This is a genomic window from Nonomuraea sp. NPDC051191 (genome assembly GCF_044455665.1).
Lineage (GTDB): Bacteria > Actinomycetota > Actinomycetes > Streptosporangiales > Streptosporangiaceae > Nonomuraea.
Genome location: NZ_JBITEZ010000030.1, coordinates 100,162 through 114,091, shown reverse-complemented (window position 1 = coordinate 114,091; position 13,930 = coordinate 100,162). Strand labels below are relative to the sequence as shown.

11 protein-coding genes are annotated in these 13,930 nt (G+C 70.7%); 3 read left to right on the top strand and 8 right to left on the bottom strand.

Going from position 1 to position 13,930, the window contains the following annotated elements; translation table 11 throughout:
- On the top strand, positions 1-1,331 hold a 1,331-nt coding region (locus ACIA8R_RS50285; RefSeq protein ID WP_397045122.1), incomplete at its 5' end, for a type I polyketide synthase.
- A gap of 92 nt (positions 1,332-1,423) precedes the next feature.
- Positions 1,424-2,920 carry an AMP-binding protein gene (locus ACIA8R_RS50280; protein ID WP_397045120.1) on the top strand — a complete coding sequence of 499 codons (1,497 nt, stop codon included), beginning with the start codon at positions 1,424-1,426 and terminating at the stop codon, positions 2,918-2,920.
- Position 2,921: 1 nt separating this feature from the next.
- Here ACIA8R_RS50280 and ACIA8R_RS50275 read toward each other — a convergent pair whose 3' ends face one another.
- Genes ACIA8R_RS50275 through ACIA8R_RS50255 form a run of 5 tightly spaced genes read right to left on the bottom strand, consistent with a single transcriptional unit; the run spans position 2,922 to position 6,448 of the window.
- A complete protein-coding gene (locus tag ACIA8R_RS50275; protein WP_357709554.1) occupies positions 2,922-3,356 on the bottom strand; it encodes an HIT domain-containing protein in 435 nt (144 codons plus the stop codon).
- Entirely contained in the window at positions 3,353-4,444 is a 1,092-nt protein-coding gene (locus tag ACIA8R_RS50270) for a glycosyltransferase family 4 protein (protein WP_364096978.1), read from the bottom strand. Before ACIA8R_RS50270 ends, ACIA8R_RS50275 begins: the two co-directional genes overlap by 4 nt.
- Positions 4,441-4,965 (bottom strand): dCTP deaminase domain-containing protein, encoded by a 525-nt coding sequence (locus ACIA8R_RS50265; protein WP_397045117.1) that lies wholly within the window; start codon positions 4,963-4,965, stop codon positions 4,441-4,443. The genes ACIA8R_RS50270 and ACIA8R_RS50265 overlap by 4 nt, the downstream gene beginning before the upstream one ends.
- Positions 4,962-5,489 (bottom strand): dCTP deaminase, encoded by a 528-nt coding sequence (gene dcd, locus ACIA8R_RS50260; protein ID WP_364096982.1) that lies wholly within the window; start codon positions 5,487-5,489, stop codon positions 4,962-4,964. Before dcd ends, ACIA8R_RS50265 begins: the two co-directional genes overlap by 4 nt.
- Positions 5,486-6,448 (bottom strand): diiron oxygenase, encoded by a 963-nt coding sequence (locus tag ACIA8R_RS50255; RefSeq protein WP_364096985.1) that lies wholly within the window; start codon positions 6,446-6,448, stop codon positions 5,486-5,488. The genes dcd and ACIA8R_RS50255 overlap by 4 nt, the downstream gene beginning before the upstream one ends.
- A 379-nt stretch (positions 6,449-6,827) precedes the next feature.
- Here ACIA8R_RS50255 and ACIA8R_RS50250 point away from each other — a divergent pair, with 379 nt between their 5' ends.
- Positions 6,828-8,636, top strand: a complete 1,809-nt coding sequence (locus ACIA8R_RS50250; RefSeq protein WP_364096988.1) for a glycosyltransferase — start codon at positions 6,828-6,830, stop codon at positions 8,634-8,636.
- Positions 8,637-8,661: 25 nt separating this feature from the next.
- On the opposite strand, the gene ACIA8R_RS50245 is transcribed toward ACIA8R_RS50250, so the two are convergent.
- Genes ACIA8R_RS50245 through ACIA8R_RS50235 form a run of 3 tightly spaced genes read right to left on the bottom strand, consistent with a single transcriptional unit; the run spans position 8,662 to position 13,870 of the window.
- The gene (locus ACIA8R_RS50245; protein WP_397045114.1) at positions 8,662-10,449 is read right to left on the bottom strand and encodes an ATP-binding cassette domain-containing protein; all 1,788 of its coding nucleotides are present in this window, start codon (positions 10,447-10,449) and stop codon (positions 8,662-8,664) included.
- Positions 10,446-12,272: an ABC transporter ATP-binding protein gene (locus tag ACIA8R_RS50240; protein ID WP_397045112.1), complete on the bottom strand. Its 1,827-nt coding sequence runs from the start codon at positions 12,270-12,272 to the stop codon at positions 10,446-10,448. Before ACIA8R_RS50240 ends, ACIA8R_RS50245 begins: the two co-directional genes overlap by 4 nt.
- On the bottom strand, positions 12,269-13,870 hold the full coding sequence (locus ACIA8R_RS50235; RefSeq protein WP_397045110.1) for a hypothetical protein: 1,602 nt from the start codon (positions 13,868-13,870) through the stop codon (positions 12,269-12,271). The genes ACIA8R_RS50240 and ACIA8R_RS50235 overlap by 4 nt, the downstream gene beginning before the upstream one ends.
- Positions 13,871-13,930 lie beyond the last annotated feature (60 nt).

Genomic DNA, 13,930 nt, shown 5'->3' with positions numbered 1-13,930 from the left:
CCCACCCCCCACACCCCGACGGCACCATCCTCATCACCGGCGGAACCGGCGGCCTGGGCAGCATCCTGGCCCGCCACCTGGCCACCCACCACCACACCCGACACCTCCTGCTGGCCTCCCGGCGCGGCCCCCACGCCCCCGGCGCCGACCAACTACGCCAAGACCTCCACACCACAGGCGCCCACGTCGACATCATCGCCTGCGACCTGTCCGACCCTGCCCAAATCGCCGCGCTCCTCCAACGCATCCCCGCCCAGCACCCGCTGACCGCGATCTACCACACCGCCGGCATCCTCAACGACGCCACCCTCACCACCCTCAACCCCGCCCAGACCGACCAAGTCCTGCAACCCAAAGCCGACGCGGCCTGGCACCTGCACCAAGCCACCACCAGCCTGGGGTTGGATCTGGCCCGTTTCGTCCTGTATTCCTCCTCCGCCGCCACCCTCGACAGCGCAGGCCAAGGCAACTACTCAGCCGCCAACGCCTTCCTCGACGCCCTGGCCATCCACCGCACCCACCTGGGCCTACCCGCCCAATCCCTGGCCTGGGGCATGTGGGACCCCCGAACCGGCGGCATGACCCACCAACTGGCCACCCACGACCTGCAACGCCTGACCCGCTCAGGCTTCACCGCCATGGACGCCCACCACGGCATGAACCTGCTGGACACCGCACAAGCCACCCCAGAACCCTTCCTGATCCCCCTACCGATCGACCGACGAGCCCTCGCCACACGACCCGACGGCGTCCCCGCGATCCTGCGAGCCCTGACACCCGCCCCCAAGCGCCGTACCGCCGAGGCTGCGCCCGCCCCTGAGACCCGCACACCACTGGAACAGCGGCTGGCGGGGTTGCCGGTGGCCGAACAGGAACAGATCGTGCTCTCCGTGGTGCGCTCGGAGGTCGCCGCCGTGGTCGGGCACGCCTCCGGAGACCAGGTGGACCCGGACAAGTCCCTCAGCGAACTCGGCTTCGACTCGCTGACCTCGGTCGAGCTCCGCAACCGCCTCAGCCAGGTCACCGGACTACGACTGTCGGCGACGCTGGTCTTCGACCATCCCACCGCGGCCGCCATCGCCGAGCACGTCGGCGACCAGGTGCTTCCCAAGAAGGAATCGGTCGAGTCGCGGGCCATGCACAACCTGGACGAGCTGGGCCGGCTGCTGAAGGAGATCTCCGCCGACGGAGAGGCGGCGACCGCTCTCACGGTGCGCCTCCAGAAGCTCATGGACGACTGGCGCGGAGGCCGTCCCCAGGCGAACAAGGACGGCGATGTGCGTACGGCCGATGCGGACGAGCTCTTTACGATGATCGACGAGGGCCTGTGAGGTCTCACGACTCCGTCGGCACTCAGAGGCCGCACCCCGGCACCATCCATCCGGCAGAAGCGGGAGTCGTAGTGAGCGGCTTGAATCCAACGGTGGCCCCTCCGGCGCCGCGGCTCGTGCACCATCTGCTGGACGACGCCGAGGCCGCGAACCCCGACGGCATCGCGGTGCGCGACGCGAAGGGCCGCTGGAGCTACCGGCAGGTGGCCGAGCTCAGTCACGCCGTCGCCGCCTGGCTGGCGGACGCGGGTGTGGAACCGGGTGACCGGATCATCGTGCGACTGCCCAACGTGCGCGAGGTGGTCCCGCTGCTCTATGGCGCCTCCCGCCGTGGCGCCGTCTTCGTGCCGCTGAATCCCGGGATGAAGGCGTATCACCTGCGCTCGGTCCTGGAGGACTCCGCGCCCAAGCTGGTCATCGGGGACGGGGAGGCCATGCGCGCGATCACCGACCTGCCGGTGTACGAGATCGACGACCTCTGGCAGAAGGTGCGGACGCTCGCGGACCAGGGCAGGTCGGCCGAGTCCGCGCAGGTCCGGGCGCAGGACGTCGCCGTCCTGATGTACACCTCGGGCAGCACGGCCGCGCCCAAGGCGGTGGTGTGCCCGCACGCGCAGGTGACGTTCGCGGCCTCGGCCATCAACGCGATGCTCGGCTACGGGCCGGACGACGTGGTCTTCTGCCGGTCGCCGATGTCCTTCGACTACGGGCTCTACCAGATCTTCCTGTCCGCCCTCGGGAACGCCGAGCTGGTGCTGGCCGGCGACGGGCCCGACCTGACGGTGCTGAGGCGGATCCAGGAGTGCGGCGCGACCGTCGTGCCCGTCGTCCCTTCGCTGGGCTCCATGCTCGCCACCCTCGGCAGGCGCGCTCCCGGCGCCGCGTCGGCGGTGCGCATGGTCACCAGCACCGGCGCCGCGCTTCCCGCCGCCACGATCGACGGGCTGCGCGAGTGTTTCCCCGGCACACGCGTGGTGCGGATGTACGGCGTCACCGAATGCAAACGGGTCACGATCATGGAGCCCGAGCTGGACCGGGAACGCCCCGACTCGGTCGGCCGCGCCCTGCCCGGAACGCGCGTGCTGATCCTCGGCGAGGACGGCACGCCGTGCCCTCCCGGCACGACGGGGGAGATCGTGGTGATCGGGCCCAACGTGATGGCGGGTTACTGGCGCGCCCCCACGCTGACCGCCCGCACCTACCGGCCGGACGGGTCCGGCGGGACGCGCCTGCACACCGGCGACTACGGGCACCTCGACGAGGACGGTTACCTCTACTTCGAGGGCCGGCGCGACGACACGTTCAAGCGCAGGGGAACGCGGATGAGCACCACCGAGATCGAGGCCGCCGCGCTGGACATCCCGGGCGTCCGGGCCGCCGCGGCACTGCCTCCACACGGCCGGCACGATCTGGCGCTCCTCGTCGAAGGCGATCTGGAGCCGCACATCGTCCTGCGCGAGCTGGTGGAGCGGCTGGAGTCCGCGAAGGTGCCCGCGCTCTGCCGCGTCCTGCCCGCCCTACCGCTGACGCTCAACGGCAAGAACGAGCGCACGAAGCTCGCCCGGCTCCTGGAGGAGGGGCGGGAGTAGATCAAGAAAGCGGCGGCAGGGCCAGGCGAGCGCGTACGGGTTCCAGCGAAGCCAGGCTGACGGGTGCGGCCGACCAGGGGCGGTGCAGATGGTCGGCGTCTTCGCGGGGGACGAGATGAAGATGGAAGTGGAAGACGTCCTGCCAGCCGGCGGCGCGATTGGCCTGGAAGAGGGTCATGCCGTCGGGAGCGAGCACCTGCTTGATGCGCGCGGCCATCCGGTGGGCGGTCCGCATCACCGCCGCCGCGTCCTCCGGTGAGATGTCCCAGATGTCGGCTGCGTGGGCTTTGGGGATGACGAGGGTGTGGCCCTCCGTCACCGCGGTGATGTCGAGGAAGGCCATGGTCGACTCGTCCTCGTACAACAGGGCTGCCGGGAGGCGGCGGCCGGCGATGTCACAGAAGACGCATCCGGCACCGGAAAGGGTACTCGTCACCGGCCGGCCTTCCGCAGCAGCTGATCGGACAGCTCCCGCAACTCCCGCGCGGTCCTCGACAACGGGAACCGCGCCGCGTTACGGAACCCGGCCGCACGCAGCTCGTCCAAGGCCGAGCCGTCCTTCGCCAGCCGCATGACGGCCTCCGGCAGCGCGGAGCGGTCCGAGAAGGTGAGAGCCGAGTCGCCCAGCACCTCCGCCAGCCCCGGGACCGGCTGATGGAGCACCGGAAGACCGCACGCCTGAGCCTCCACGGCGACCAGCCCGAACGCCTCCAGCCTCGTGGAGGGGACGACCAGCAGGTCCTGCTGCGCGAAGGCCCGCCACAGCTCCGGGCGGGTCAGCCAGCCGAGGTATCGCACGCCGGACATGTCCGTGACGCGCTCCAACGCCCGGTACTCCGCCACAGGTGCGGCGACACTCAACCGAACGCCCTCGACGCCCGCGACCGCTTCCAGGAGCGCCCCGCCCTTCTCGTCCGTGAGACGTCCCGCGTAGAGCACGCGGAACTCCTCTCCTCCGTACGGCGTGCGCTCGGGAGGGGCCGTGAGCAGGTGATCGGGAATGCCCCACGGGATGTGCACGACGCGGGAGCCGTCGCAGGGGAGCAGCCCGGCCATGGCCGCCGTGGGCACCACGATCGCGTGAGCGGCGGCGACGGCCTCGCGGAGAACGGCCTCCTGACTCGGATGGTCCATGGCGAACAGCAGATCCGTCCCGTGCACCAGCGCGACCGACGGCAGATCGGGAAACGCGCGCAGTAGTGCGGGCGTCGCCCCGAACGCCAGATGTTGCAGGTGCAACAAGCCGTGCTCGCCCGCCGGGAACCGTTTCCTGATCGCGTCGGCCAGGTCGCCGACGTACGCCCAGAACCCCGGACCGTCCAGCTGCTTGCCGGGGACGTCGAGCAGGACGGGCGACCGCGCGCCTGGATCGTCGCCGAGCATGAACACGTCGGCCGCGATGAGCGGCTCCGGCCCCAGATAGAGGTCATGCAGCAGTTCGACGCTCCCGCCCGGGCTGCCGTGCGGCAGGTCCAGCCCGGTCAGGATCGCACCGCCGCCACGGGCGGCCGTGCCCTGGGTCACTGGAACTCCTGGTACAGGTGCGAGATGTCGATCCCCCGGGTCTGCCGGTACTTCGTTCCCATGTGCTGGTAGCTGGCCGTGGCCCCGTGCGCCACCAGAAAGATGATCTTACCGAACGTCATGTACGGGTAGACGCGCACCGGCCGGGCCACGCGGATCTCAAGGGTCCAGTTGATGGAGTGGCCGGCGTGCCCCAGCGGCGCGGAGACGTGCACCCAGACGCCCAGCCCGCCCACGGTGTGGTTCCCGTTGATCATCTGCGCGTAGCGTTCGGAGGAGGTCCGCTCGTAGGTGACCCCCAGGTAGAGCCGTTCCGGCCGCAGGACCATGCCTTCGGGCGGTATCGGCTCCTCCACGTACGTGGTGACGGCGGCGGCGTCGAACTCCCGGTCGCAGACCCGAATGCGGTCGCCCAGCCGCCAGTCGTAGGCGTTGGGGGACAGGCGCCCGGCGTCGAACGGCTCGATGACGATGTCACCGCAGCGCACGGCGGCGGCGATCGCCTGCCCGGTGAGGATCACAGCGGAGCCATCCGGTCGTGCCAGTAACGGGAGGCCTGGGGGCCCGAGGCCGCCTGGTACTTGCCCGCGTAGAGATCGATCTCACCGCAGGACACGAAGAACATGATCTGGCCGATCTTCATGCCGGGGTACACGCGCAGCGGGCGGACCGGGGACAGCATGAGCGTCCACTGACCGTGGAACCCGATGTCCCCGATGGGGGCGGTGATCTCCACGAAGAGGCCGAGCCGCCCGACGGAGGAGCGCCCGAACAGCAGCGGGACGTAGACGTCGGAGCCGACCCGCTCCACGGTGTGCCCGAGGTAGAGCTCGTCGGGCTGGAGGACGAACCCCGTCTCGTCGATCGAGACGGCCTGGGTGCGATTGGCCTCATGGGCGTCGACGACCACGTCCGGGTAGGTCAGCAACGTGTCGCCGAGCCGTACGTTGTAGCTGTTCGGATTGACCTGGTCGAGGCTGAAGGGCGAGATGTCGATGCGCCCGTCCCCGGTCGCCTGGATGATCTCCGGGCCGGTGAGGATCACGTCGTGATCCGGTTCGTCGCGAAGTCGAACTCGACGCGATCCTCGATCTCCAGCTCGCGCACCAGCCGATGCACGCCGGAGAAGTCGGTGACGAGCAGGTCGTTGCCGGGAAGGGACCGGCAGTCCTCGATGATGTCCCTGGCCTTCGGGATGTCGGCGAACTCCAGCAGCTGCGGCCACATGTCGTAGTCCTCGGCGCCGAAGGCGATGATCCCCTGCGGGAGGTTCCTGATGAAGAGGTCCTGCTGCTTCCTGTCGAGCTTGCGGAAGACATCGCGCATGATCTCCAGCATCACCGGCCCGTGCGCGGCCTCGTCCCTCGAATGCAGCCGGGCGACGAGCGCGTGCATCGGCTGGATCGTCTTGTCCGAGGCCATGAGGTCGAGGAACGCGTTGACGCTGATCTCGCCGACGGCCGTCCACAGCAGGTAGAGCAGGTCGCGCTCCCATCGCTCGCCGGCCTGCGCCTCCAGGGCGTACAGCGTCCGGTTGGTGATCGCGTGGGAGTACCGCTCGGGCTCGCCGGTGAGCTTTCTCGCCTGCCGGGTCCGGCGCATGGCGAGCATGTGCATGTAGGTGTGCCACACCTCGTCGACATGCGATTGCTGCACCGATTCCCTGGCCGCGTCGCTCTCCACTCCGGGAAAGACGCCATGGGCCAGCATCTCGAATGTCGGATTGGCCACGAACTCCTCGGCGGCGATGACGCGTTCGTTCCACATCAGCCATGCCAGCGTGTTCACCAGCCTTTGCCGGTGCTCGTCGGCCGCCAGGAAATCAGGATGCTCACCGAACGGCAACAGCGACACGGGATAGTCGAACAGTTCCGGATCATATGCCTCGGGGTGAGTCACGTTGTTCAGGTCCGTACGGATGGTCGCCCGCCTCGGCCAGGCGGCGGCCAGGCGGTGGAGCGTGGTGGGGTTTATCGCGCCGAGTTCATCGATTCGGGTCGTCACGTCGACCTCTCCCTGGGCTGCCCGCCCTCTTCGTGGACGATTAGCGCTGGTTCCGGGGTGCTGCTGGACATGGTGCCGGGCGCATTTATTCAGCCCCTGTTGCTATGTGAACAATCCGCGAGCCGAGCTCGCCGAAGGGCCGCACGGCGGAATATCGATGAATTGTCGCGGCGTTCGCGACGCGTGCTCCATGCTCTTCGCGCCCGCAATACCTGTCAAGTCGGGGTGTGCCTTCGAGAAGCGGCTGTGTATCGTTTCGCGAGTATTCGAGCGGGAGCGACATGCGGGAGTTGCGTTGACGCAATCAGGTGGCCAAAATGAAAACCGCGATTCGACGACCCGCTCGATTCCGGGTGCCCGCCGGCTCGTTCAGCGGGGGTTGTTCGCCGGCCCCTCGGACGTCGTCGCCGCCGACCTGTACGCCGCCGTCGTCCGCGGACCCGTCACCCGAACCCGCACGACGCTGAGTCTGGGACCGTCCGCGAAGGTCTCCGGCGACACCTACTTCGGCCGGTTCCCGGCGAGCTACTGGCAACGCTGGACGGACGTGACGGAGGTCCGCGTCGAAGCGCGGGTGTCCGGCGAGGGACGCCTGTCGATCGGCGCCTCCGACACGAAGGGGCCCGCCAGGGTCGTCGCCACCTGCACGGTGCGGCCGGGAATGCGGGACGTCGTGCTGGCCGCGCCGCTGGACAGGTTCGTCGACGGCGGCTCCCTATGGGCCGACCTGGAGACCGACCCCGGCCAGCGGCTGACCGTGGAACACCTGCGCTGGACGGTCGGGACGCCGCCCGCGCGACGCCCGGCGGCGCTGGTCATCTGCACGACCGATCGCCCCCTCGACTGCCTGGCCACCCTGAACGCGCTGACCTCCGACGAGACCGCGCTGGAGGCGCTCGGCAGGGTGTACGTCGTCGACCACGGCGCCGACCGGCTGGGGGAGTGCGCGGGCTTCGAGGAGGTCGCCCGTCGGCTCGGCGAACGTCTGCACTATCTCGTCCAGGCCAACCTGGGCGGGGCGGGCGGCTTCACCCGCGGTCTCGTGGAGCTGGCGGGCGACCCCGCGACCGAGACGATGAGCGCCCTGTTCATGGACGACGACGTGCTGCTGGAGCCGGACGTGATCATCCGGCTCACCGCGTTCGGCGACCACACGGCGCACCCGATGATCGTCGGCGGGCAGATGCTCAACCTCTTCCATCCCGGGATCCTGCTCGCCGACTCCCAGCAGTGCGACATCGACGGGCTCCAGCCCGGCCTGCCGATGCCGTACGGCATGCAGGACGTGGATCTTCTCCACGACGCCCTGCAGGAACGCCGGCTCGACGCCGGCGCCAACGGCTGGTGGGCGTGCCTGATCCCGCGCGAGGTGGTCGACGGCATCGGGTATCCGCTGCCGTTCTTCTTCCAGGCGGACGACGCCGAGTACTCCTACCGCGCCCGCGCGTACGGCTTCCCCACGATCACCCTGCCGGGCGCCGGCCTGTGGCACGCCGACTTCGCGGCCAAGGACCTGGACGAGCTGAACCGCTACTTCCTGCTGCGCAACTACCTGATCATCTCGGCGCTGCACGGCAGGTTCGGCCGACGCCGGCTGCTGACCAAGCTCGGCGGCGAGCTGGTCCAGCACCTGCTGTCCATGCGGTACGGCCTGGCCGCCACGCTCCTGAAGGCCGTCGAGGACTTCCTGACCGGACCCGAGGTCCTGGCCGACGGCGGCGTCACCGCCCTGTCCGAGGTCCGCGAGCTGCGGGCGGCCTTCCCCGAGACGAGGCCGCATCCGGCCACCCGCCTGCCCGGCGTCGCCTCCGACGAGCTCCGCATCGTCAACGCCGGCCCGAGGCCGCGCCTGGTGACGATCAGGCGCATGGTGGCCGGGCTGTGCGGGCGTCATCGACACGCGCTCGGCGCGATCCCGCACGACGAGGCGTACTGGTGGCATGTGGCGCTCTTCAGGGTCGCGGTCGTGACCGACGCCTCCCAGCGAGGCATGCGGGTCAGGCGGTACGACCGGCGGCGCATGCTCTCCCTCGCCGCGCACGGCGGCAAGGTGCTGTTCAGGCTCCTGACGCACGGCGCGGCCGTCCGGGAGCGGTACCGGCGGGCGTTGCCGGAGCTGTCCAGCCGCGAGAGCTGGGCGCGCATCTACGGTCTGCCCAGGTCGGAGCCGGCCCCGGCGGCCCGTTGACCTGCCGGGAGCCGCGCGGCCCAGGTCAGCGGTAGAGCCTGGCCTGCAGCCCGAACAGCTCCGCGTACAGGCCGCCCGCTTCCATGAGACCCGCGTGGTCACCCGTCTCCGCCGCCCTGCCCTGGTGCAGGACGACGATCATGTCGGCCAGCCGGACGGTCGAGAACCGGTGCGACATGAAGATCGTGATGGTGCCCGACTTCCGCGCGGTCTCGCGGGAGGACGCGGCGTACTGCTCGAACAGCGCGTGCTCGGCCGCCGCGTCGAGCGCCGACGCGGGTTCGTCGAGCAGCAGGAGCAGCGGATCCTCGCGCAGATGGCACCGGCTCAGGCCCAGACGCTGCCACTGGCCCTCGGAGAGCCCGACGCCGTCGCCGTAGCCGTGGCCGAGGAGACCGTCGAGCCCGCCGGGCACCGTGTCGAGGATGCCCTCGATGCCCACTCGGCGCAGCGCTCCGGTGAGCGCCTGGTCGTCCTGGATCAGGTCCGGGCGGCCGAGGCCGACGTTCTCCCGCAGGCGCAGCTCGAACCTGGCGAAGTCCTGGAAATGCGTGGCCAGACGGGCTCGCCACAGTTCGGGGGAGAACTCCCGCAGGTCCACGCCGTCGATGAGGATTCTGCCCGCGGTGGGCTCGTAGAGGCCGCACAACAGCTTGATCAAGGTGCTCTTGCCCGACCCGTTCTCGCCCACGACCCCCACGGTGCCGCCGTGCGGGATGTCGAGCGTCACGTCCCGCAGGACGAGGCGATCGGTGCCCGGGTAGGCGAAGCTCACGTTCTCCAGCCGGATGCCGCGCGTCAGGCGGCGGGGGAGCGGGCGCCGGGCCGGCCGGGTCTCCGTCCGGCCGGCCAGCCTCGCGCGCAGCGTGGCCAGCCGGTCCTGGGTGAGCCCGCTGGTCTGGAGCAGGACCAGCAACGCGAGCGCGCTGGAGACCTGCACGCTGACCTGCACGGCGAGTGTGATCACGAGCACCACCTGCCCGAGGTCGGCCTGGCCGGCGAGCGCGCTGGAGATCACGGTGACGATCGCCCCGCCGTAGGCCAGGGCGAACAGCAACTGGGCCAGGGCGCGCACCAGCGCGCTCTTGAGCTGTGCTCGGGCCAGCAGGGCGGACACCCGCGACCAGCTGCTGCCCTGCCGGTCGAGAAGTTCCCGCTCCGACCCGAAGATCCGCACTTCCTTGACGCTGGCCGGCGAGGTGGCGACGGCCAGGAGATGCGCGGCCAGCCGCGTGCTCTGGCTGCTCTGCTCCTTGGCCGCGTCGACCAGGCGTTGCGCGTGGCCGCCGAGCAGGACCGGCGGCAGCGCGGCGGGCAGCAGCAGGATCAGCCAGGGGTTCAGCCACCCGAGCACGACGGCGCTGACGGCGACCTGGAGCGCCAGGCCGCAGAACTGGAGGAGCGCCTCGATGCCCGCGCGGGTCTGCGCGATCCCCTCACGGATCAGCGCGACGGACCCCGTCACCTGCGGATCGTCGAAGTGGTCGAGCCCCCGCACGCCATGGACGAGCTCGCCGAGCTGCGCGCTGAGCTCGATCTCGACGAGCTCTCCGACCTCGAAGTACGCCAGATGCGCGAAGTGCACGGCCATCAGCTCGACGACCAGCAGGACGCTCACGGCCAGCGCGAACCAGGTGGCCGTCGCGACATCCCCGCCGATCACGGCGTTGGTGAAGGCCATGAGCGTCAGAGCGATCAGTGGCGTGGACAGGTAGCCGAGGAGCACCAGCACCGCCGCCCGCGTCAGCCGCCCACGATCGGCTCGCGCGGACAGGGCGAACAGCGCCCCGGCCGTGCGCACCAGGGATCTCATCGGGTCGCCTCCAGCGAGGGGTCGTGGTCACCGAAGCGCTGAGCCTGCAGGCGGAAGAGGCCGGCATACCGGCCGTCCAGCCGCATGAGGCCGTCATGAGAGCCGCACTCCACGACCTGGCCGCCCTCCAGGACGACGATCTGGTCGGCACGCCGGACCGTCGAGAACCGGTGCGAGATGACGACCGTCGTCAGGCCCTGGGTCAAGGTCAGGAACCGGTCGTAGAACTCGGCCTCGGCCCGGACGTCGAGCTGCGCGGTCGGTTCGTCGAGAATGAGCACGGACGCACCCCGGTCGACGGCCAGCAGCGCGCGGGCCAGCGAGATGCGCTGCCACTCCCCGCCGGACAGGTCACGGCCGCCGGAATAGGCCCTGGACAGAGGGGTGGACAGCCCGCCGGGAAGGGAGCGCAGCAGCTCGCCCGCGCCCGCGCGCTCGGCCGCCGCCAGCAACGCGGCCTCGTCGTGGATCAGGTCGGGGGCGCCGAGGCCGATGTTGTCGGCCGCGCCGAGCTCGTACCTGACGAAGTCCTGGAAGATCACCGAGAGCGATCGCTGCCATGCCCGAGGGTCGATGTCCCGCAGGTCGACGCCGTCGACGAGCACCCGGCCGGCATCCGGGTCGTAGAAGCGCGCCAGCAGTTTCACCAGCGTGGTCTTGCCCGCGCCGTTGAGGCCGACCACCGCCGTCGAGCGCCCCACGGGGATCTCCAGATCGAGCCCCCGCAGGACGGTCTTCTCGCCGTAGCCGAACACCACGTCGTCGAACCGGATGGCCTGCCGCGGCGGCTCCAGGACGGCCCGGGCCGTCGTCCGCACGCCGGCGGCCCGGGCGGCGGCCCGCTCGAACTCGACCATCGCGTGATACGCCTGCAGCCCGACCTGCGTCTTGACGTCGCTCTCCGGGAAGTAGACGCCGTACCGGATCGGCACGAGCGCGGCCTGGATCGCCAAAGAGAGCTCCAGCAGGCTCAACCCGCCGCCCGCCGCCTCCCGGGCCAGGATGACCATCGTGAGGGTGCCGCCGACCAGCGCGACCAGCGCATACCTGAGGAAGGGCGCGAAGCAGATCCGCCGGCGGCCCGACCACAGCAGCGCCAGGTAGCCGCCCGAGTCGCCGTCGTGCCGGTTCCGCAGCCAGGGCAGGATCCGCAGGACCCGGATGTCCTTGGCCCACTGCGGGGTGGTCAGCAGGCCCCGGAGGTAGACCGCCATGCGCCGCTCGCCGGCCAGGCCGTCCCACAGCTCGGAGAAACGCGCCAACGACCTGCGCTGGCCGGTCCTGATGACGATCGCGGTGGCCGTCGCGATGACGCCGGGGAGGATCCCGAGCACGACGCCGATGAGCACGGCGGCGGTCGCCAGATGCGTGTAGCGGGCGATCAGCGCGAGGGTTCCGGCGACGGCGTCCCCCGGGGTCGGCTGCACCCGGTCGAACCCGTCCCGCGCGTCCGCCAGCCTGTTGGCCGTCTTCTGCTCGTCGAGGGCGCTCATGGGCGCGTCCACCAGCGCGGACAGCATCACGCGCCGGATGCAGCGGCCGTCGACGCGCCGCGTCACCATCTCGGCCAGGGCCAGCTGGAAGGGGACGAGGAGCTGCTGGAGCACGAAGCTGCCGATCGCCAGCCCGATGGCCACGGCCAGGGCCTGGGTGTCGGCCTGCACCAGGCGCTGGAACATGACGCCGGTCCAGAGGATGAACGCGGCAGGCAGCGCCCCGATCAGCACGTTGAGCCCGATCGAGGCCCCGAGCAGGCCGGCACCGGCCTTGGGGGCGAGCTCCAGGATGGCGGCCGCGTCGGCGGTGGCTCTCCCGAACCTCACAGGAGGTCTCTCACCGCGGCCAGGCGCGCCCCCAGGTACCGGCGGTTGAGCTGGTCGACGAGCGGTCCGGAGACGTGAGCGGTGAGGAAGTGCAGGCTCTCGGCGAGGCCGGGGAGCCTGCTGGAGACGGGCAGTACTCGATCCATGCTTTCGTCCTCGTCGAGTGCGGTGAGTGCGCGTCGGATCTCGTCGTCGCCGAGCGGGCCGGCCGCGTTCGCGGTGTACTCGGCCCAGAAGGCCGCGCGGGTGCGCAGCCGCGTCCCCGGGGGCCTGCCGCGCAGCGCCAGCAGGTGCCTGGCGGAGATCTCCTCACAGCTGAGGAGCGCCAGCACGGGCAGCGGGGAGGAGTCGTCGCGGTACGGCATCACCGACCGCGTCGGCATCCTCGTGCGCGGCTCCGCCCGGCACCACGGGCACGGAAGCACGTCGAACAGGATCTCCGCCTTGAGGACGTCCATCCTGATCTCGCAGGGCGGCACCGCCGTGACGACCGCCGCCTCGCGCCTGGCCATCCTGCCGATCAGCTCACCGCTGCCCGCGGCGGCGCTGCTCGCCCGGAACCCCGCCAGGCACGTATCGATCAAGGCAGCTCTGCCTGGTTCGTCGACCTCGTCCTGAGGGGACACGCCGGACTCGACCCACGAGGCCACCGCCGCGCGCAACGCCGGACGGTCCCTTCCGTCCTTCGAGGGGAAGCGGGAGACGTCGGCTCCCAGGAGATAGCCGGCGGCCCAGAACTCCAGGCTCACCCGATCCCGGTCGCCGGCGTGCGCGCGCCAGCTCTCGACGACGTGTTCGGCCTCGACGTCCAGCAGGCGGCACCAGTCGCGCCAGTACCAGCCGTAGAGATGGTCGACGGGCTCGCCGGTGCCGGGCCTCGTGAAGCGGATCAGGCAGCGGGAGTCGTAGACGTCCACGGTGAACGGCGGGACGCCCGCGTCGGGCGGCGGCTCGTCCGTCCCGTCGTCCCAGTAGCCCTCGGGCAGCTCCAGGGCGTCCGCGAACACGGTCGCGTGCCGGGAACCGTGGTTGTCGTTGCCGGCGATGCTCGGCAGGTCCGCGTGGTCCAGCAGGTTCGGGACGGCGGCGGTCACCGGTATGCCCTGCTTCCGGCAGAAGACGGTGACGGCCTCGTCGTCGGCCCGGAACTCGTCGGGAAGCGTCCGGAGATACGTCGCGAGGGCCCGCGCGTGGTGCGCCGGGAGCACGAACCCGAGGGTGGGGGTGTACTCGTGCCGCGACACGGGCGCCCAGCACGAGCCGAGGGCCGCCGCCCGCCGTACGCGGTAGGAGTTGCGCAGGCTGACGTGGTTGACGTACAGGGCGATCCCGTGGTCCGGGCGCTGTGCGACCACGGAGCGCAGCTGTGCGGCGAAGTCCTGCGCGATCACCGCGTCGTCCTGGAGGACCAGGTGATGGGTCGCGTCGGGGGGAGCGGCGGCCCAGGCGAGCTTCGCGGTCCGCAGCGGGCTGGGGGTGGCGTCCGGGTCCGGATCGCGTACGAGGACCGGTGTGAGGGGCCCGCACCGCTCGGCCAGGGCTTCGGCCCGGCGCGTCCGGCTGGGGTGGTACATGACGGCGAGGCTGATCTTCAGCACATGGAGCTCCTCACGGGCTCAGCCGGAAGACCGAACGAACCCGGTCCCGGCGCCTGCCGG